The organism is Streptomyces sp. NPDC107517 (assembly GCF_055582645.1).
This window is the reverse complement of sequence record NZ_JBVJPM010000004.1, coordinates 44,727-62,809: the sequence shown is the minus strand read 5'-3', so window position 1 is coordinate 62,809 and position 18,083 is coordinate 44,727. Positions and strand designations below refer to the sequence as shown.

Sequence of the window (18,083 nt, the reverse complement as noted above, 5' to 3'; positions counted from 1 at the left end):
GGGTCCCCGCACCCTCACGGCGTGAGCGTCAGGTCCGAACTGATCGTGTTCCAGAGGCTGTCGAACCACAGATGGGACTGCTCGACGAACGTCGTCTCCCGCAGCCCCTGCCCCTGGGCCTGTTCGAACCTGAAGAGCATCGACCGCGTGCCCTGCACCCCGTACGTCTCCAGGTACTCCTGGTCGATCTGCTCGTCCCGCCTCGTCAGTGTGTAGTACGCGAACAGCGCCTCGCCGCCGTTGAGCAGATAGAGCTTGATCGGTGGCGTGAACGGCAGTGCCCTGAACGTGACATGGACGTCGATCCCGTGCGTGGAGCGCAGGGCGAGGAGGTTGTGGCGCAGGACCTGCCCCTGCGCGTTGCGTTGCGCCAGCCAGTTCCTCTGGAGCCGGGCGTCCGCCGTGCCCACCCGCGTCGGGAACGCGAGGTCGATGTCGCGGCTCGGCAGCAGGACGCGGACGTCGACCTTGGCCGGATTCGAACGGCCGGCGTGGATCTGACGGAGCGGCTCACCGATCGCGAGCGTCAGCGAGACCGCGGTCAGGCAGAGGGCGTCGATCTGGACGTGCCGGGCGCCGAACGCGGCGGTGACCCGCGGGCCGAGCCCCACCATCGTGGGCTGGGGTGGCGCTCCCGGGCCGGTGAAGGCGGGGCCCGTGTGGTGCGCGACGGTGGCGGGGGCCCCCTTGGACACATCGGCGAGCAGGTGTTCCGAGCGCAGGACGCGCAGGGCCTGGCGCACGGCGGCGCGCTCCACGCCGAACTCGTCGGCGAGACGGGCCTGGGTCGGCAGACGTTCACCCGGCCGCAGCCGGCCCGCCCTGATCCGGGCGCGCAGCTCGTCGGCCACCTGGCGATACGTCGCCGGCGGCTCCTGGTGGCCATTGACCGCGGCAGGTTCCGAGCCCACAGACGAACCCTACAACTTCCCGCCATCTTTGGGGAGTTGAGGGAAAGGTGGTTATGAGTCGGCGTTGGGCGGAGATAAGTTCAGTGGAGTTGGTTGCCAACTTGAACCATATGGTCGGACATCCTCAAGGGTTGGCCCGGTTGGTCATCACTCCCGAACTGAAGGGGGACCAGACATGCCGTTCATCGCCATCGCCGTAGCAGCCCTCGCCATCGGGTTCGAGCAGCTGATCCAGTGGAAGTACGGGCCGATGGGCATCATCGCGTTCGTCGCGCTCTCCATCGGCCTCAAGGCCAAGAACAACCTCATCAGCGGCATCGGGGCCGTGATCCTCGTGATGCTGCTGGCCCAGAGCGGCTGACCGGGCTCCCTCCCGGAGGGGAGCCGGGAGCCCGGTCACGCCACGGCGTCGCAGCGCGCCGGAGCACCACAGCACGCCTCTGCACATGCGCCTCAGAAGACGTGCCTCAGCACATGCGCCTCAGAAGACGTCCGGGCACCACGGGCGCCTGGACGTACGCAGCAGGGCGTCGGCAACGGCGGCGGCGCCCGCCCCCTCCTCCCTGACGCGGCCGAGCGCGGCGAGCCGCACCGCGGACTCGTCGCCCAGCCACAGCGTCCCCAACTCGCTCACGTCCAGCGTGAGTTCGGGTTCCTCCGAGGTCGGTGCGCACACCGCACCCCCGGGCTCCGCGTCCAGCCGGTAGCGGCCCCCGGAGAGGCCGGCCGCGTCGCCGACCTCGAGGACCAGCGATCCCGTCCCCGCGTACGTACGCGCCTCAAGCGCCCTGACGACATCCAGGATCCGCACCCACAGCCAGTCCGCGTGCGTGACGACGCGGGCCGCGCGCGGGTCGGGCAGCAGATGCGGCAGCAGGTCGTCCGGGGGCCGGTAGCCCGTGCGGACGGTCGCGATCCAGTCGACGGAGCAGACGTAGTGCCACAGGGCACGCTCGGCGGCCGGGGTGACGGCGATCAGGTCGCGCACGGTCGCCGTGTTGTGCGGCTGCTTGGCGTCGCCCCAGTTGTCGTCGACGGTGTAGACGATCAGGCCCTCGGCCTCGCCGTTCGGCGCGCGGTAGATTGCGTAGAAGGGCTGCTTCCAGGGCTCTTCCGGGGTTTCGAGGAGTCCCGTGGTGCGGCGCCACCAGAATCCGTCGCGGTCGATGACGCCGGGCCGGCTCGCGCGCAGCCGCTCGTGCAGCTCCGGACCCGTCTTGCGGACGTCCTCGCCGTCGACGAGATCGATACGGCCCCCGTCGTCCGGCACCGGCCGGCGCGGGTCGAGACCGGCGCGCGGCACGTCCACCGCCCACTCGGTGAGCGACGTGGCGGGCCCGAAGCCGAACCGGCCGTAGATCGGGTACTCGGCGGCGATGAGCGTCGCGACGACGTCGCCGCGGGTCCTGGCGTCGGCCAGGTCGGCCGCCATCATCCGGCTCAGCAGGCCGCGCCGGCGGTGGGTCGCGCTGACCGTGACGTTCGAGATCGCGTCGGCGGGGACGGCCGCGCCGCCCGGCACGGTGAGCTCCTGCGGGAACGAGCGGAAGGTGGCGACGCAGCGCCCGCCGTCGAACGCGCCCAGGATCCGGGAGCCGCGCGCCTGTTCCCTGCGTTTGTCGAGGGTTTCCCGCGAGTCGGGGGTACTTCGCAGGAAGCCGGTGTTCAGCGCCCGGGACCAGTCGGCAAACTCGTCATCGGTGATCGGCCGTACGCCGATGTCGTCGCGGGTCATCCCGTCACGCTAAGCGGCGTCCGCGGGGTGAGGCCACCCGTTTACCGCGCGGACCCCGTCCCGTCCGGCAGCGCGGCCGGGAAGACCGCCCGGATCTCCCCCACGACGGCCCCGCCGCCGTGCAGCGGCGCCGCGCCGATACGGGCCACGACCTCGCCGTCCACGCCCAGCATCCGCAGCGCGCGGGCCAGGACCGGGCCGAGGGCACGCGTCGAGCCGTCGTCGATCTTGAAGGCGAGGGCCCGCCCGTCCGGGAGCGCCACGGCCTGGACCGCCTCGGCGCCCATCTTCGACAGGGTGCCCGGCACCTCGCGCATCAGCCACGTGTCGGGGCGGCGCGTACCGGCGACGTACTCGGGGTGCGCGCGCATCGCGTCGGCGACCCGGCGCTCCGCCGAGCCCTCGGGGGCGAGCACGAAGTGACGGAAGGCGCGGGCGAGGCCGGTGAGGCTGATCGCCATCAGGGGCGCCCCGCAGCCGTCCGTACCGACCGCGGCGACGGGCTCGCCCGCGGCCTCCTCCACGACCTCGTGGATGAGCTTCTGGAGCGGGTGGCCGGGGTCCAGGTAGGAGTCCTTGGGCCAGCCGTTCAGGTCGCAGGCGGCCAGCATCGCCGCGTGCTTGCCGGAGCAGTTCATCGTGACCCGGTCCCGTACCGCGCCCGCCGCCAGGTACGTCTCGGTCTCGACCGGGTCGAGCGGCAGGTCGGGCGGGCACTGGAGGTCGGCCGGGGTCAGCTCGCGCTCGGAGAGCATCTTCTGGACGAGATCGCGGTGGAAGGTCTCACCGGAGTGGCTCGCGGCGGCGAGCGCGAGCCGCTCGCCGGACAGGTCGAGGCCCGCGCGCAGCACGCCCGCCGCCTGCATCGGCTTGTTCGACGAGCGGGGGAATACGGGAGCGGTCACGTCCCCCAGGGCGAGCTCCACGGTCCCGTCCGCGGCGAGCACGACCAGGCTGCCTCGGTGATGGCCCTCGACGAAGCCGGAACGGACGACCTCGGCGAGGACCGGGGGTATGGCGGCGGCGGAGGAGGGGGACATCGGTGGCCTTCCGGGGCGGGTCCATGGCGGGCCATGGACAGACCCGCCCCGCAGCGGGCCACCGGGGTCACCGGTACGGCCGCGTCACGCGAGCAGGTCGTCTACTTGTGCTTCGCCTTCACGGTACCTGCGGGCGATCTCGGCGCTGCAATCGTCGGCCGTCGACTGGAGCAGCTGACGGCGGCGCGAGACCTGCTGCTCGTAGCGCACGAGACGGCCCATCGCCGTGTGCAGCTCATCGTCCGTTCGGGCGTCCAGGTCCGACAGCTCGACCTCGGCGAGCATCTCGGCGGCCAGGCCCCGGTACTCCTCGCTGCGGGGCGTGCCGAGGGTGACGTGGCGGGCGGAGGAGCGGTGCCCGGCGGCCTTGTCGGTGAGGATCTCGGAGAGCCGGTCCACGACCGGCGCCTCGGGGTCCCTGCGGCGGGCGACCTCGGCCCGCAGGATGTCGATACGGCCCTGGAGCAGCCGTCGCACGTAGCTCAGGTCGGCCTCGTCCTGCTGGGCGTCGCGGCGCAGTGTGCGCAGCTCGGGAAGCCGGAGCGCGGACAGGTCGTGCCCGGGTGGCTCCGGAAGGTCGGGGCCGGCGACCCGCTGCTTCGGTGGGCGCGCCGTGCTGAGGCGGTTCGTACCGGTGATGCGACTGGCGTGCGTCAACGAAACGGGGGCCCCTGGAGGCTGCCCGATGCTCGATGTGTGGCTCATTGCGTCCCTACCGTCCCCTCGACCGGACCGACGCGGTGCACCGCGTGGAAGCATCGTGCCACTCCGAGTGGCCGCTCTGTGCATGAGTGCCCCTAATCCGCCCCGGATGGGCGGTTCGGGCGCACGGCATGATGGTTCGTATGCGTGCAGTGGTGCAGAGAGTGGACGGCGCGAGCGTCGTCGTGGAAGACGAAGTCGTGGGCGAGATCAAGGGCGAGGGGCTGTGCGTCCTCGTGGGGGTCACCCACGAGGACACCAAGGAGAAGGCGGCCCAACTGGCCCGCAAACTCTGGTCCGTACGGATGCTCGCCGACGAGAAGTCGTGCAGCGACATCGACGCCCCGCTCCTGGTGATCAGCCAGTTCACGCTCTACGGGGATGCCCGTAAGGGCCGCCGCCCCACCTGGAACGCGGCGGCGCCCGGACCGGTGGCCGAGCCGCTGGTCGACGAGGTCGTGGCGCAGCTGCGGGCCCTTGGGGCGACCGTGGCGACGGGCCGGTTCGGGGCGCAGATGCGGGTGTCCCTGACGAACGACGGCCCGTTCACGGTGCTTCTGGAGATGTAGCCCGACCCCTGAGGGGTGTCAGGGCTCGACGACGACTTCCTGCGCGGCCGCGGTCGTGTCCACGATGAGGTCCGCGTCCACCGGCACGTTCCGCTTCACCAGGGCGAGCGCGATCGGGCCGAGTTCGTGGTGGCGTACGGACGTCGTCACGAACCCCAGCTGGCGGCTCTCGGGGCCGTCGGACGCGAGACGGACCGGGGCGCCGTGCGGGGGCAGGTGCACATCGCTGCCGTCCAGGTGCAGGAAGACGAGGCGGCGCGGGGGCTTGCCGAGGTTCTGCACGCGGGCGACGGTCTCCTGGCCGCGGTAGCAGCCCTTCTGGAGGTGGACGGCGGTGCCGATCCAGCCGAGCTCGTGCGGGATGGTGCGGTGGTCGGTCTCGAAGCCGAGGCGCGGCCGGTGGTTCTCCACGCGCAGCGCCTCGTGGGCGAGGAGCCCGATCGCGGGCCCGTTCTGCTCCGCGTACGCCTCCAGGTCGGCGCGCGGCAGGAACACGTCGCGGCCGTACGCCGTCTCGCGCACCGCGACGCCGTCCGGGACCGGCACGATCGAACCGGCCGGCAGCTGGACGAGGGCGAACTCCTCGGTGCGGTCGGCGACTTCGACCCGGTAGAAGAACTTCATCGACTCCAGGTAGGCGATCAGCGCCTCCTGGGAGCCGGGCTCGACGTGCGCCCAGGTGGTGGTGCCGTCGTCGACGATGTACAGGGCGTGCTCGATGTGGCCGTGCGCGGAGAGGACGAGCGCCTCGGTGGCCTGGCCGGCCGGGAGGTCGCTGACGTGCTGCGTGAGAAGCAGATGCAGCCACGCGAGCCGGTCGTCGCCGGTGACGGTGATGACGCCGCGGTGGGAGAGGTCGACGAGGCCGTTGCCGTCGGCGAGGGTGCGCTGCTCGCGGAACAGGTCGCCGTAGTGCGCGGCGACGCCTTCGTCCACGCCCTCGGCGGGAACGGCGCCGGGCAGGGACAGGAGGGGGCTCTTCATGTTCACAGACACTACGACGAGCACACGGACGCGCTTATTCCTGAGGGGCGTCCGATCCGTCGTCGCGCTTGATCTCCTTGCCGTCCCGCTCGGAGCAGTCGGCGCAGCGGCCGAAGATCGCGAAGTGCTTGAGATCGGTGTCGAACCCGAAGGTGTCGCGCAGCTTCGCCGTGAACTCGGCGGCGACCTCGATGTCGGCCTCGATCACGTTCGTGCAGTCCCGGCACACCAGGTGGATGTGGTGGTGCCGGTCGGCGAGGTGGTACGTCGGCGCGCCGTGCCCGAGGTGGGCATGGCTGACGAGGTCCAGCTCCTCGAGCAGCTCGAGGGTGCGGTAGACGGTCGAGATGTTGATCCCCGACGCCGTCTTGCGCACTTCGCAGAGGATGTCGTCGGGGGTCGCGTGCTCGAGGGTGTCGACGGCCTCGAGGACCAGCTGACGCTGAGGCGTCAGCCGGTAGCCGCGCTGCCGCAGGTCGCTCTTCCAGTCGGTGCTCACCACACCGCCGAGTGTAGGTCCACTTGCCGCGAACGACTTCTGGACCGCGGGACTTCTGGACCACGGGACCGTTGGACCACGCGACTGCTGGACCGCTGGACCACGGGACCGCGGGGCCGGCTGGACTACTTGAAGAAGGCGATGCCGTCGTCGGGCAGGTCCGGCAGGTTGCGGGCCATCTCGGCCACGTCGTCCGGGGAGACGACCTTCTTCAGCTGAGCCGACATGTAGGGGCGCAGCTCGACCTCGGGGGTCTGCTTCTCGCCGACCCACATCAGGTCGCTCTTCACATAGCCGTAGAGCCGCTTGCCGCCCGTGTACGGGCCCGAGGCCGCGGTGCGCGCGACGGCGTCCGTGACCAGGTCGATCTGCGGCTTCTTGTCGGCGAGCTCGCCGTACCAGACCTCGACGACGCCGTCGTCACGGACCATGACGACCTCGACCTTGCGGTCCTTGTCGATCCGCCAGTACCCGGACTCGGACTCCAGGGGCTTCACCTTGTTTCCCTCGGAGTCGAGGATCCAGGTGTGCGAGTGGTACTCGAGGAAGTCCCGCCCGTCGTGGGTGAAGGACGCCTCCTGCCCGAAGTTCGCCTTCTCGGCGCCAGGGAAGTCGGTGACGCCCGCGCCCGCCCAGTTACCGAGGAGGAACACCAGGGGGACGAGGTCGGGGTGCAGGTCGGACGGGATCTCGATCATGGTCTGCGAAGCGTCTCTCTGGTGGGGGTCAGCGCTGGCCCTGGTACAGCTTCTTCACGGTCAGCCCGGCGAACGCGAGAACGCCGACGCAGACCAGGACAAGGAGAGCGGAGAAGAAGGCCTCAAGCACGGGGTGCTCCTCGGTGAGCGGTGGTCGGTACAGAGCCGGGCCCCACTTTAGTCGGGTGGGGCCCGGCTCTCTCGATGAGGTCACCCAAGCGGGGTGCGGACGGTCAGCTCAGGAGCTGGCTCTGCAGGACGACGGTCTGCTGGAAGGTGATCCGGGGCGGCAGAGACGCCTTCCCGGACTGGATCACCAGGGCGATGACGTCACCGGCCTCGATGTAGGCGTACCGCACGGCCGTCCTCCCGTACGGCTTCGCCTCCGTGAAGACGTTCCGCTTCGTGTACTGGATGTCGACCTTCTCCGCCCAGCCGCCGTACTCCTCGTCGGCGTACGGCGCGTCCGCCGGGGAGGCCACGTTGTCCGTCAGGTCGGCGTGGACGATCCGTGTGAAGGCCGCCGAGGTGAAGCGCAGCGCGTAGATCCGCGTACGCGTCCCGTCGGGCGTGGTCCAGCCGCGGGCCGCGATCTGCCGCAGCCCGTCGTCCTTGAGCTGCTGCCCCAGGTCCTGGCGCGCCTCCTTCTCGTACGCGTCGAGGTACACGGACGTGGGCAGCCACCCGTCCTTCCCGGCCAGTGCCGTATCGGGCGTGGCGCCCCGGGGCAGGGGCAGGACCAGCTTGCGCAGATCGGCGTAGTGGGTCTCGCTGTCGTTGGCGTCGGCGAAGGGGGCCGGGGAGCCGGCGGGCAGCGGGGGCTTCTCGATCGCCGGATAGGTCCACCGGCCGTCGCTCTCGGTGGCCAGGCCCGGCAGGTCGGTGCGCTTCTGCTCGGTGACGCCGTACGCGGTGGCCGCGCCGATCACGCCGAAGACGGCGACGGCGGCGGTCCAGCGCAGGACGGCGCGCAGGACGCGCCGGTTCCTGGGGGCGGGCGGGGCCGCCTCGGCAGGGACGAGACCCGGCTGCTGCGGGGAACCGGCGGCAACGGGGTCCAGCTGCTGCGGCTCCTCGGCCGGCTGCGGGGTCTCGGACAGCTGCGACTCCTCGGACAGCCGCGGCGTCGTCTCGGCCTGCTGCGGCTCCTCGGCCGGCTGCAGTGTCTCGCTCATACGAGCTGCCCTCCCTGCGACGTCAGACGGTCGAGCTGCTGGGCGAGCAGGTCGGCGACCTCGGCGGTGTTGAGCGGCTTGGGGCCGTAACCGGTGGCGGTGACCAGGACGTCGTCCTCGTACGCGCTGCAGAGGACCATTTCGAGCTTGCCCTTGCTGTCCTTGGGTGCGAGGAAACAGTCGGCGTTGCGATGGCCCTTGACCTTCGGCCCCTTGGGGAACACGCCGACCGAGCGCAGGAACTCGCTGCGGAACTCCTTGAGCTGACGCCCCGCTCTGCGGTTCTGCATCTGGGCGAGCTGCATTTCGACGACGAGGGACTTCTTGTCGTCGTCCATCCCGAATCCCATGGAGCCGCTCAGCTGGTAGCTGCGCATGGCCATGCCCCTGACCTTCAGCTTGTCGATGGCTTTGTCCTGCGCCTCGCGCTGGCGGGAGGGCAGGTTGCGCGTGCCCTTCTTGAGGCGGGCGGTGGCTTCGCTGCCGCTGAGGGTCTTGTCGTTGCCGTACTCGTCGATGTCCGGGCCCGGCCGGTAGGCCTTGGGGACCGGCAGCAGCCGGGCGCTGAGCCCCTGGGCCTTGGCCTGGCCGGGCTTCGCCTGCTTCTGCTCCTTCGGCTTCGCCCACACCTTGGTGGGCGCCGAGCGGTCGGCGGCGTTGACCTTCATGACGGTGAGGCCGGTGCCGGCCCCGACGGCGAGCACGACGGCGCAGGCCACGGCCACGACGGGCCAGCGGCGGACCGCACTCCCCGCGACGGGAGCGGGATCCGTGGCGACCGGGGTGGGATCCGGGGTGGGCCCGGGTTCCGGAAGCTGTGTGTCCAGGTCGCTCACAGTCGCTCCAACTGGCGCTTCGCGAGAGACATCACGGTCTTCTCGGGGATCGGCCTGGTGTCGTACAGCCGGATGTCCATGACGATGTCGCCACGGGCCGCGAGCGCCCTGGCCTGGTACACCGGGAGGTAGCCGGCCTCGGTGTGCGGCTTGTCGTAGACGTAGACGCGCCCGTTGCCGCTGCCGGTGAGCGGCACCCCCTCGTTGCCCGCCCAGTCGCTCTCACCCATGTAGCTCTGCTGGCCGTCCAGGAACTTGCGCGAGCCGGAATCGGTGTCGTCCCGGAACTGGATGAGCTGGACCTCCGTCGTGGACTGACCGCGCCGCCAGGCCTCGATCGTGGCCCGGCGGAAGCCGCCTTCGGCGAGCTGCCCGAACATCCAGCGCGGATCTTTGAAGCCGTTCGCGAAGTCGTACTGGTTCAGCCAGCCCTGCCGCGCGTCCGACTTCTGCGTTCCGGCGGGCCTGGGCGCGAGGAGCTTGCGCAGATCGCCGTCCTGGGCCCGGGGCGCCGCCTTGGGCCCCTCGCCCTTCGCCTGCCCGACCACCGCCAGGGACAGCGGCGGCAGCGCCGTCGGCTCCCGGTCCGCCTGTACGACGTAGCCGGTGCACACGCCCGCGACAGCGCCGAGCAGGGCGGCGCAGGCGATCAGCAGGGTGGTGCGGCCGCGGCGCCGCGGTCTCTCCGGCACCGCGGGCACGGACGGCTCCGGCGCCCCTTGCGGTATTCGTTCGTCATCCAACGGGTCCCCCCACGGAACTCGAAGCGCGGATTCCGTATCCGCGCGCACAGGAGACCCACGGGCAACATCCCTGGTTGTACAGGAGTTGATTACGATTCAGCCATGGCGACCAAGCTCGTGATCAAGGTGACCGCGGGGGCCGATGCCCCCGAACGCTGCTCGCAGGCCTTCACCGTGGCGGCGGTGGCCGTGGCCAGCGGGGTGGAGGTCTCGCTCTGGCTGACCGGCGAGTCGTCGTGGTTCGCGCTGCCGGGCCGCGCCGCCGAGTTCGAGCTGCCGCACGCCGCGCCGCTGCCCGACCTGATCGACTCGGTCCTGGCGGCCGGGCGGATCACGCTGTGCACGCAGTGCGCGGCCCGCCGCGAGATCACGGAGAAGGACGTCATCGAGGGCGTCCGGATCGCCGGCGCGCAGGTCTTCGTGCAGGAGGCGATGACGGACGGGACGCAGGCGCTCGTCTATTGACGCGGAGCGGACCTACGCTGGGAGCATGTACTCGCGGCGTCGTCATCTGTACTTCGCCATGATGGGCTTCTGCATCGGCCTGTTCGTCCTGGCCTGGGCCGTCGTGCGCCTCTGGTCCGTGCCCGCCGCCGTGGCGATGTGCATCGTGGCGATGGTGATCCCGCCCGTCGCCGCGATCGTCGCCAACCGCCGCGGCCCCGACGACCGCTGGTGGGACGACCCTTCCGGGGACGCGAAGTCCGACGAGTGGTGGGACGAGCTGGACGGCAAGAGGCGGCCCGAAGACCACTAGGGCGCCTGGGACCCCCGGCCCCTAGGAGGCCTGAGACCCCTCGCCCCGGCCGGCGCGGCGCATCGAGACGATCTCCGCGACCGTCTCCAGCCACCGCGCCGCGCGCGTCTCGTCACCCGGTGCCCCGGCCACCTGCGCCGCCGTCTCCAGCCAGTCCCTCAGGCAGGCGGACGCCTCACCGGACGGCAGCGGCTCGGGCAGCGCGGCCGCGTACGCGAGGCCGCGGGCCCGGACGATCTTCGCCACGTACGTCACCGAGCGCGGCAGCACGCCGAGCCGGTCGAGGGTGACGGCGGCGGCGATCGCGCCGTCGCCGAAGAGCGCGGTGCGGAAGGTGTCACGGGCCAGGCCGTGGCGCAGCAGCGTCGGGACGTCGGTGGCGGCGAGCACCTCGTCGTCGGTGCGCGGTGCGCGGCTGGTGGGCTTTGGAGTAACGGTTGTCGACGGCGGACTCGAGATCACCGTTGATGAAATCGTCCTCGCTGATCCAGGACGTGGTGCCCCACGGGTTGTAGACCTGCAGCTTGCCGTCCTCCTGCCCGATGATCACCAGGCTGCCTGCGGCAGGCCCTTGCGGGCGATCTTGTCGATCCGGTCGCTCACGGCGTCGGTCTGGCCGGTGTAGCGCTTGCCCAGCGCTTCGATCACCTTCGGGTCGCCCACCGGCCCCGAGACGCCGAGGGCGTCGTCGATCGCGTCGATCAGGTCGTTCTTGCTGCCGGCCGAAGAGATCCTGTCGCGCAGGCCGTTGAGCTTCTGCCTGCGGTCGTTCGTGGATTCCGACACGGTCGCAGGCCCCGTCAGTAGCCGGACAGCGCGGACGGGCGCTCGGCGTACGTCGGCATCGTACTGACGCGCTCCCCGGCCGCGGAGCCCACGGACACGGACTTCGCTCCGTCGCGTACGCCGATGTCGGAGCCGGAGTAGGCGCGGCTGGACAGGCGGACCTTGTCGGCGAGTTCGTGCAGGGCCGCTTCGAGGACCTTGGTCTCGGCCTCCCAGGCGGCCGCGAACGTGTTGAACGCGGGAGCGGTGTCGGAGCCTGCGAGCACGTCCTGCGAGTAGCACATCGTCGAGGCGATCGCCTTGCCGATCCTGCCGACGTCGCGGCCCGCGCCATCGAGTTCGCCGGCCTGGCCCGACATCCCCTTGTGCCCGACCTGGTAGCCCTCCGCAGAGCCCATGGCTCTTCCCCCGATTTCCTGCGTCCACGACCTGGACACGCCTTCCGGACAAGAAAGTCGGGTCAGGTCACGGCTGTCAAGAAATCAGCAGAATACGGCCGTGTACATGCCTGGCACCAGGGTCCCTGCACAAAGCCGAGGGACCGCACCCCGATTCCGTAGGCGTCCAACCCCCGGAGGTGCGGCCCCTCGGCCGTATCTGCGCCGCCGTCACACGGCGAGCCGTGTCAGACGGCGATGGCGACCTCGGAGAGACCACCGGTCTGGGCGACGACCGTACGGTCCGCCGAGCCGCCGGGGACCAGGGCGCGCAGCGTCCACGTGCCCTCGGCCGCGTAGAAACGGAACTGTCCCGTCGCCGAGGTGGGAACCTCGGCCGTGAACTCGCCGGTCGAGTCCAGCAGGCGCACGTAACCGGTGACGGGCTCGCCGTCGCGGGTCACCTGGCCCTGGATGGTGGTCTCACCGGGCTTGATCGTCGAGGCGTCGGGGCCGCCGGCCTTCGCTCCACACATGTGCTTCTCCAAAAAGGTCGGTCAGGTCTGTCAGGGGGGCGGGCAGGGTTACTTGTTGGCGCCGAGCTCGATCGGCACACCGACGAGCGAGCCGTACTCGGTCCACGAGCCGTCGTAGTTCTTGACGTTGGCCTGGCCGAGCAGCTCGTGCAGGACGAACCACGTCAGGGCCGAGCGCTCACCGATGCGGCAGTACGCGATGGTGTCCTTGGCCAGGTCGACCTGCTCGTCCTCGTAGAGGGCCTTGAGCTCGTCGTCCGACTTGAACGTGCCGTCGTCGTTGGCGTTCTTCGACCACGGGATGTTGCGCGCGGACGGGACGTGGCCCGGACGCTGCGACTGCTCCTGCGGGAGGTGCGCCGGGGCGAGGAGCTTGCCGGAGAACTCGTCGGGCGAGCGCACGTCGACGAGGTTCAGGCTGCCGATCGCGGCGACGACGTCGTCACGGAAGGCGCGGATCGAGGTGTCCTGGGCCTTGGCCTTGTACTCGGTGGCGGGGCGCTGGACGATCTCGGCGACGAGGTCGCGCGAGTCGAGCTCCCACTTCTTGCGGCCGCCGTCGAGCAGCTTGACGCCGTCGTGGCCGTAGAGCTTGAAGTACCAGTAGGCGTAGGACGCGAACCAGTTGTTGTTGCCGCCGTAGAGGACGACCGTGTCGTCGTTGGCGATGCCGCGCGCGGACAGAAGCTTCTCGAAGCCGGCCTGGTCGATGAAGTCACGGCGGACCGGGTCCTGGAGGTCCTGCTGCCAGTCGACCTTGATGGCGTTCTTGATGTGGTTCTTGTCGTACGCCGAAGCGTCCTCGTCGACCTCGACGATGACGACCTTCGGGTTGTCGAGGTTCGCCTCGACCCAGTCGGCGTCTACCAGGACGTCGCTGCGGCTCATGTTTTCTCCTCCGGGGCAGTTGCGGCGGGGTGCGGGAGTGCGGGTGCGGTGCGGGCACGATCCCTGCATGCGGACAGGGACGGCATTCGGCGCGCGCGAGGGGAGGCCTCAAAGGGGCCTGGGGAAGCGGGAGTTGCCGTCCCGCTCAGGCGGTGCGACAGAGCATGGCGGCGACGCGGCACAGGTCTACTGCCCGCCGCTTCGTGAGATCCGCCTGTCGCTTCATGCCACCGATCGTAGGTACGCACGGGCGGCCGTGTCACCGGCGTGTCGCATCCTGAGACGCGATCGTCCACGATACGAGATGGGTGCGGCCCCGGAGCCGCTCGTCCCGGGCTCCGGGGCCGCTGTGGCTACGCCGATCGCTGCTGTGCGGACAGCGTCGTCTCGCAGTGCGGACGCGCCGTTTCCGGGTGGCTACCCGACGAGGTCGAGATCCGAACCCTTCACCGAGATCTCGACGCCGTCCTTGACCGCCTCGACCCGGTCCAGCTCGATCCCGGCCGGCAGGTCGTCGATCGCCTGCTGGAAGTCGGTGACGGCGCGGATCCGGCCCTCGGCCAGGTCCAGCGCGCCCGCCTTGGGCAGGCTGTCGGCACGCGCCGAGACCTTGCCGTCGGTGACCTTGACCGAGCTGAGGACGGTGGGGTGCAGGGTGCCCACCGGCGTGTGCACGGTGATCGTGACCTTGACCTTGTCGCCGCCGCCGTAGGAGAGGCCCTCGATCTGGGCCGTCACGCCGGGGGCGACCTGGGCGGCGTCCTGCTTCCTGACCGCCCTGAGCAACTCGGCGTAGGTGATGCGGGCGGTGCCGGTGGCCGAGTCGGCGGTGGCGGAGCTGAAGCTGCTGTTGAACCGAACGCCGCGCATCTCGGCGTTCAGATCGGCGATCCGGATCGACTCGCCGCCGCTCTTCGCGTCGTAGTCCTTGATGCCGATCTCCACGTCGTCCAGGGTGCCGCTCGCGGCCTGGGTCAGGAACGGGAAGCCGTTGATGGACACATCGGGCGTGCCGGCGAGGCCCTCGCTGGTGCGCACGCGGTCGGCCGCCTCGCCCTCCGCGTAGTGCACCGCGACCCGGTCCGCGATGACGAACAGGCCGCCCAGGATCACGACGACGATCAGAAGTATCCGCAGAGCACGCATGGCCCGGTGTTTCCCCCCACCTGGACGACAGTTCCTGATCGCGAGAGTACGGGCCGGACCCCCGCGAAGGGGGCCCGGCCCGATTCTTGTCGATCAGCTGTGACAGGCCGTACGCCCGCCGGACGCTCAGCCCACGACCCGCCCGAGCAGGTAGACGGCCGGGGCCGCGGCGGCCAGCGGCAGGGCCACGCCCGCCGTCATGTGCACGAAGCGGGACGGATAGTCGTAACTCGCGACGCGGTGGCCGATCAGCGCGCAGACACCGGCGCCGAGGCCGAGGAGCGCGCCCTTGGATCCCATGTCCGTCATGCCGCCGGCGGCGATGCCTGCGCCCGCGGCGGCGAGCAGCGCGACGGCCACGGAGGCGGGCGTCGGCAGCGGGAGCGCCCGCGCGAGGACGGCGACGGCGACGGCCACGGCGCCGACGGTCACGGCGTCCGGGTCGGCCGCGAGGTGCCCGGTCGCGACGATGGTGAGCGCCGCGGAGGCGACCGTCGCCATCAGGCCGTACATGCGCTCGTCCGGTGCCGCGTGGCTGCGGAGCTGGAGGACGAGGGTGAGCAGGACCCAGACACCGAGGGTGCCGAGGATCGCGGCGGGCGCGTTCTCCCGGCCGGTGACGAGCAGCGCCGCGTCGGCGGCGAGGCCGCCCGCGAAGGCGAGCGCGATGCCCTGCCGGGCGGGCCACATGCCGTTGAGCCGGAACCAGCCGGCGGCCGTGACGGCCTGGAGCAGCACGAGCGGCACGAGCAGCGCGTACTGGCCCACCGCGGCGCCGCCCGCGAGCAGCAGCCCGAGCAGCGCGGTCAGCGCGGCGGGCTGCATCCCCGGCTCTATGATCGGCGACCGTCCCTCGGCACGGGCGCGCTGCGCGTCGGTGACGCGGGCGTTGCCGGTGACGGTGGCGGGCCCGTAACCGGCGGCCTCCGGCTCGGCCACGGGCAGCGGCTGGGCCGCCGCCACCGTCCCGAAGACCTGCGTCTGCTGATCGGCCCCGGGGGCCCCGGGCGCCTGGCCGTACGCGGCATGCGCGGGCGGCGGAGTGGGGCCACCGGGCGTCTGAACCGCGGGCCCCTGCCCGTACGGCACCGGCCCGTAGCCGTAAGCCTGCTGGTCACCGCGGTAAGCCTGCTGGTCACCGCCGTAGGCGTGCTGCTCACCGCCGTACGCCTGCTGGTCGCCGTAAGCGTGCTGCTCACCGCCGGTCTGGCTCACCGGACCCTGCCCGCACTCGGCCTGCCCGTACGCGGCCTGGCCGTACTCGGCCTGCCCGTACGCGGGCTGTCCGGGCTCGAACCCCTGGGGCGGCTGATACGTCGACTGGGCCTGGGTGTCCCAGGTCCGGCCCTGCCAGTGCTGGGTCTGCTGAGGCGGCTGCTGCCGCCCGTACTCGTCTTCGTACGGCTCGTCACTCATCGCGGTCACCCTCCTGCGAACGGCGGGAGCACCTCGACCGTGCCGCCCTCGGCAAGCCGTACCGTCTCATGCCCGCGCTTGCCGACGGGGTCACCGTCGATGAGGAACGAGGAACGCTGCAGGACGCGCACCAGGTCACCGGGGTGTCGCGTACGCACGCCCTCCAGCGCGTCGGCCAGCGTCTCGGCCTCGTACGGCTCCTCGGCGACACCGGCGGCCGCCTTGGCCGCGGCCCAGTAGCGGATGGTTCCGTTGGCCATGTGCGGCGTTCCTCCCATGCGGTCTGTCCATACGGTCTATTCGGCGGTTGCCGTCGTCCATGATGCCGTGGCCCAGCCACCGATCCGCGCGAGGAGCCCGTTGTCCGTCGCGTGCTCGGCGTGGCCCATGCCCGGTTCCAGCCACAGCTCGGCCCCGCCGGGCGCGGCCGAGGCCAGCATGCGCGGGTGATCGAGGGGGAAGTACGGATCCCGGTCGCCGTGCACGATCAGGAGCGGCGTCGGCGCGATCAGCGGCACGGACTCGACCGGCGAGAGCGGCACCGGGTCCCACTCGTGTGGGTGAATGCGGGTGCGGAGCCCGATACGGCCCACGATCCGCCCGGCGGGCCGCGTCACCAGCCAGTGCAGGCGCCGCATCGGCGCGGTCCCCCGGTAGTACCAGCGGGCCGGGGCACTGACCGCGACGACGGCGTCGGACCACGCTTCCGTGCGCCCCCTGTGCAACGCGGCGTGCCGCAGGACGACGGACCCGCCCATCGAGAATCCGACCGTCACCACCTGTTCATGCCCGAGTGACCTCGCCCACTCCACGGCGGCCACCAGGTCGAGCACCTCCCGGTCGCCGACGGTGGACCGCCCGCCCGACCGCCCGTGCCCCCGGAACGAGAACGTGACCACGGCGGCACGCTGCGCGAACACCCCCGCCGCACGCCGGACATGCGGCCGTTCCAGATCGCCCGTGAACCCGTGCGCGACCACGATCACCGGGCCCCCGGCGGGCCCCGGCCCGGGGTCGTAGGCGGCCTCGATCGGCACACCGTCCCGCGTGCGCAGCATCACGCGCCGTGAGCGCGCAGTGATCGGCTGCACAGAAGATCGTGCGTCTTGACCTGCCGGACCGGAACTCATGTGGGCTATTCTCCTAGGCAGAGGATCCGGGCAGCGAAGCCCCCGGGTCCTTTTGTGCTTTCGGACCGCGTTGTATACGAACGCGGACCGCACGGCGCGCAGGGCCCCAGGGCGCGGGGCCCGAAGCAGTGCAAAGCAGTACAGAAGTGCAAGCAGTACGTACACGCGGTACGTACAAGCAGTACGAAGCAGTGCCGTAAACGTCCTCGCAGGGACCGAGGAGGAACCAGACGTTATGGGCGAGCGAAACGTGCACGACCGCAGGACGACCCAGGCAGGTGGGGCGCGATGAGTTCATTGCTGCTCCTGACCAATGCCCTTCAGCCGTCGACGGAGGTGCTCCCCGCTCTCGGCCTGCTGCTGCACAACGTGCGGGTCGCCCCCGCCGAGGGCCCCGCTCTCGTCGACACCCCCGGTGCCGACGTCATCCTCATCGACGGGCGCCGCGACCTCCCGCAGGTACGCAGCCTGTGCCAGCTTCTCCGCTCCACCGGGCCCGGGTGTCCGCTGGTCCTGGTCGTGACGGAGGGCGGCCTCGCGGCGGTCACCGCCGACTGGGGCATCGACGACGTACTCCTCGACACGGCGGGACCCGCCGAGGTCGAGGCGCGGCTGCGGCTCGCGATGGGCCGCCAGCAGATCGTCGCCGACGACTCCCCGATGGAGATCCGCAACGGCGATCTGTCGGTCGACGAGGCCACCTACAGCGCGAAGCTGAAGGGGCGGGTCCTCGACCTGACCTTCAAGGAGTTCGAGCTCCTCAAGTACCTCGCGCAGCACCCGGGCCGTGTTTTCACCCGCGCCCAGCTGCTCCAGGAGGTGTGGGGCTACGACTACTTCGGCGGGACCCGCACCGTCGACGTCCATGTGCGGCGCCTGCGCGCGAAGCTCGGGCCCGAGCACGAGTCACTGATCGGCACCGTGCGCAACGTCGGCTACCGCTTCGTGACCCCGGAGAAGGTCGAGCGGGCGGCGGACGCGGCGAAGGCCAAGGCGGCGGCTCCGAAGCCGGACACCGCAGAGCACGCGGCGCACGCCGAAGAGCCCGGCGACACGGACTCCGGGGCCGATTCCCGTGGCGTGCGGGAGCCGGTCGATCAGCCCCGGGCGGGTGCTCACCAGGCCACCGCCGGACGCCCTGCCCAGCGGTAGGTC

25 protein-coding genes are annotated in these 18,083 nt (G+C 71.1%); 5 read left to right on the top strand and 20 right to left on the bottom strand.

Annotation, left to right across the window (positions count from 1 at the left end; translation table 11 throughout):
- Nucleotides 1-14 precede the first annotated feature (14 nt).
- The gene (locus ACZ67T_RS11135) at nucleotides 15-911 is read right to left on the bottom strand and encodes a winged helix-turn-helix domain-containing protein (RefSeq protein WP_469983187.1); all 897 of its coding nucleotides are present in this window, start codon (nucleotides 909-911) and stop codon (nucleotides 15-17) included.
- 175 nt (nucleotides 912-1,086) lie between these two features.
- Between ACZ67T_RS11135 and ACZ67T_RS11130 the strand changes: the two genes are divergently transcribed.
- Nucleotides 1,087-1,272: a hypothetical protein gene (locus ACZ67T_RS11130; RefSeq protein ID WP_100595631.1), complete on the top strand. Its 186-nt coding sequence runs from the start codon at nucleotides 1,087-1,089 to the stop codon at nucleotides 1,270-1,272.
- Nucleotides 1,273-1,392: 120 nt separating this feature from the next.
- On the opposite strand, the gene ACZ67T_RS11125 is transcribed toward ACZ67T_RS11130, so the two are convergent.
- From ACZ67T_RS11125 to ACZ67T_RS11115, 3 genes are all read right to left on the bottom strand, one after another.
- Nucleotides 1,393-2,646: a GNAT family N-acetyltransferase gene (locus tag ACZ67T_RS11125; RefSeq protein WP_469983186.1), complete on the bottom strand. Its 1,254-nt coding sequence runs from the start codon at nucleotides 2,644-2,646 to the stop codon at nucleotides 1,393-1,395.
- A gap of 41 nt (nucleotides 2,647-2,687) precedes the next feature.
- Nucleotides 2,688-3,686 carry an asparaginase gene (locus ACZ67T_RS11120; RefSeq protein ID WP_469983185.1) on the bottom strand — a complete coding sequence of 333 codons (999 nt, stop codon included), beginning with the start codon at nucleotides 3,684-3,686 and terminating at the stop codon, nucleotides 2,688-2,690.
- Between the two features lie 84 nt (nucleotides 3,687-3,770).
- Nucleotides 3,771-4,391 (bottom strand): RsiG family protein, encoded by a 621-nt coding sequence (locus ACZ67T_RS11115; RefSeq protein ID WP_329572573.1) that lies wholly within the window; start codon nucleotides 4,389-4,391, stop codon nucleotides 3,771-3,773.
- Nucleotides 4,392-4,531: 140 nt separating this feature from the next.
- On the opposite strand from ACZ67T_RS11115, the gene dtd reads away from it, so the two are divergent.
- On the top strand, nucleotides 4,532-4,957 hold the full coding sequence (gene dtd / locus ACZ67T_RS11110) for a D-aminoacyl-tRNA deacylase (protein ID WP_326775119.1): 426 nt from the start codon (nucleotides 4,532-4,534) through the stop codon (nucleotides 4,955-4,957).
- A gap of 18 nt (nucleotides 4,958-4,975) precedes the next feature.
- On the opposite strand, the gene ygfZ is transcribed toward dtd, so the two are convergent.
- From ygfZ to ACZ67T_RS11080, 6 genes are all read right to left on the bottom strand, one after another.
- Complete coding sequence (ygfZ, locus tag ACZ67T_RS11105; RefSeq protein WP_469983184.1) at nucleotides 4,976-5,941, bottom strand: CAF17-like 4Fe-4S cluster assembly/insertion protein YgfZ; 966 nt, start codon at nucleotides 5,939-5,941, stop codon at nucleotides 4,976-4,978.
- A gap of 34 nt (nucleotides 5,942-5,975) precedes the next feature.
- Complete coding sequence (locus ACZ67T_RS11100; protein ID WP_469983183.1) at nucleotides 5,976-6,443, bottom strand: Fur family transcriptional regulator; 468 nt, start codon at nucleotides 6,441-6,443, stop codon at nucleotides 5,976-5,978.
- Between the two features lie 122 nt (nucleotides 6,444-6,565).
- Complete coding sequence (locus ACZ67T_RS11095; RefSeq protein WP_227295665.1) at nucleotides 6,566-7,138, bottom strand: heme-binding beta-barrel domain-containing protein; 573 nt, start codon at nucleotides 7,136-7,138, stop codon at nucleotides 6,566-6,568.
- A gap of 233 nt (nucleotides 7,139-7,371) precedes the next feature.
- Nucleotides 7,372-8,313 carry a hypothetical protein gene (locus tag ACZ67T_RS11090; protein WP_469983181.1) on the bottom strand — a complete coding sequence of 314 codons (942 nt, stop codon included), beginning with the start codon at nucleotides 8,311-8,313 and terminating at the stop codon, nucleotides 7,372-7,374.
- Nucleotides 8,310-9,149 carry a hypothetical protein gene (locus ACZ67T_RS11085; RefSeq protein WP_469983179.1) on the bottom strand — a complete coding sequence of 280 codons (840 nt, stop codon included), beginning with the start codon at nucleotides 9,147-9,149 and terminating at the stop codon, nucleotides 8,310-8,312. Before ACZ67T_RS11085 ends, ACZ67T_RS11090 begins: the two co-directional genes overlap by 4 nt.
- Entirely contained in the window at nucleotides 9,146-9,850 is a 705-nt protein-coding gene (locus ACZ67T_RS11080; RefSeq protein ID WP_469983177.1) for a hypothetical protein, read from the bottom strand. Before ACZ67T_RS11080 ends, ACZ67T_RS11085 begins: the two co-directional genes overlap by 4 nt.
- Nucleotides 9,851-9,994: 144 nt before the next feature.
- Here ACZ67T_RS11080 and ACZ67T_RS11075 point away from each other — a divergent pair, with 144 nt between their 5' ends.
- Entirely contained in the window at nucleotides 9,995-10,357 is a 363-nt protein-coding gene (locus ACZ67T_RS11075; protein ID WP_469983175.1) for a DsrE family protein, read from the top strand.
- Nucleotides 10,353-10,649: a DUF3099 domain-containing protein gene (locus ACZ67T_RS11070; RefSeq protein WP_469983762.1), complete on the top strand. Its 297-nt coding sequence runs from the start codon at nucleotides 10,353-10,355 to the stop codon at nucleotides 10,647-10,649. Before ACZ67T_RS11075 ends, ACZ67T_RS11070 begins: the two co-directional genes overlap by 5 nt.
- Nucleotides 10,650-10,670: 21 nt before the next feature.
- On the opposite strand, the gene ACZ67T_RS11065 is transcribed toward ACZ67T_RS11070, so the two are convergent.
- From ACZ67T_RS11065 to ACZ67T_RS11020, 10 genes are all read right to left on the bottom strand, one after another.
- Complete coding sequence (locus ACZ67T_RS11065; protein ID WP_469983174.1) at nucleotides 10,671-11,039, bottom strand: hypothetical protein; 369 nt, start codon at nucleotides 11,037-11,039, stop codon at nucleotides 10,671-10,673.
- A gap of 156 nt (nucleotides 11,040-11,195) precedes the next feature.
- Nucleotides 11,196-11,435, bottom strand: a complete 240-nt coding sequence (locus ACZ67T_RS11060) for a hypothetical protein (protein WP_469983173.1) — start codon at nucleotides 11,433-11,435, stop codon at nucleotides 11,196-11,198.
- Between the two features lie 14 nt (nucleotides 11,436-11,449).
- A complete protein-coding gene (locus ACZ67T_RS11055) occupies nucleotides 11,450-11,833 on the bottom strand; it encodes a hypothetical protein (protein WP_469983172.1) in 384 nt (127 codons plus the stop codon).
- Between the two features lie 227 nt (nucleotides 11,834-12,060).
- Nucleotides 12,061-12,348: a DUF1416 domain-containing protein gene (locus ACZ67T_RS11050; RefSeq protein ID WP_100595620.1), complete on the bottom strand. Its 288-nt coding sequence runs from the start codon at nucleotides 12,346-12,348 to the stop codon at nucleotides 12,061-12,063.
- 48 nt (nucleotides 12,349-12,396) lie between these two features.
- Nucleotides 12,397-13,236, bottom strand: coding sequence for a sulfurtransferase (locus ACZ67T_RS11045; protein WP_329572557.1), 840 nt, complete (start codon nucleotides 13,234-13,236; stop codon nucleotides 12,397-12,399).
- 145 nt (nucleotides 13,237-13,381) lie between these two features.
- Entirely contained in the window at nucleotides 13,382-13,462 is an 81-nt protein-coding gene (locus ACZ67T_RS11040; protein ID WP_351257108.1) for a putative leader peptide, read from the bottom strand.
- Nucleotides 13,463-13,653: 191 nt separating this feature from the next.
- Entirely contained in the window at nucleotides 13,654-14,382 is a 729-nt protein-coding gene (locus ACZ67T_RS11035; protein WP_469983170.1) for an LmeA family phospholipid-binding protein, read from the bottom strand.
- Between the two features lie 126 nt (nucleotides 14,383-14,508).
- The gene (locus ACZ67T_RS11030; protein WP_469983168.1) at nucleotides 14,509-15,798 is read right to left on the bottom strand and encodes a hypothetical protein; all 1,290 of its coding nucleotides are present in this window, start codon (nucleotides 15,796-15,798) and stop codon (nucleotides 14,509-14,511) included.
- 5 nt (nucleotides 15,799-15,803) lie between these two features.
- Nucleotides 15,804-16,058 (bottom strand): MoaD/ThiS family protein, encoded by a 255-nt coding sequence (locus ACZ67T_RS11025; RefSeq protein WP_100595616.1) that lies wholly within the window; start codon nucleotides 16,056-16,058, stop codon nucleotides 15,804-15,806.
- Nucleotides 16,059-16,094: 36 nt separating this feature from the next.
- Entirely contained in the window at nucleotides 16,095-16,928 is an 834-nt protein-coding gene (locus tag ACZ67T_RS11020; RefSeq protein ID WP_469983166.1) for an alpha/beta hydrolase, read from the bottom strand.
- Nucleotides 16,929-17,216: 288 nt separating this feature from the next.
- Here ACZ67T_RS11020 and ACZ67T_RS11015 point away from each other — a divergent pair, with 288 nt between their 5' ends.
- Nucleotides 17,217-18,080 carry a winged helix-turn-helix transcriptional regulator gene (locus tag ACZ67T_RS11015; RefSeq protein WP_469983164.1) on the top strand — a complete coding sequence of 288 codons (864 nt, stop codon included), beginning with the start codon at nucleotides 17,217-17,219 and terminating at the stop codon, nucleotides 18,078-18,080.
- Nucleotides 18,081-18,083 lie beyond the last annotated feature (3 nt).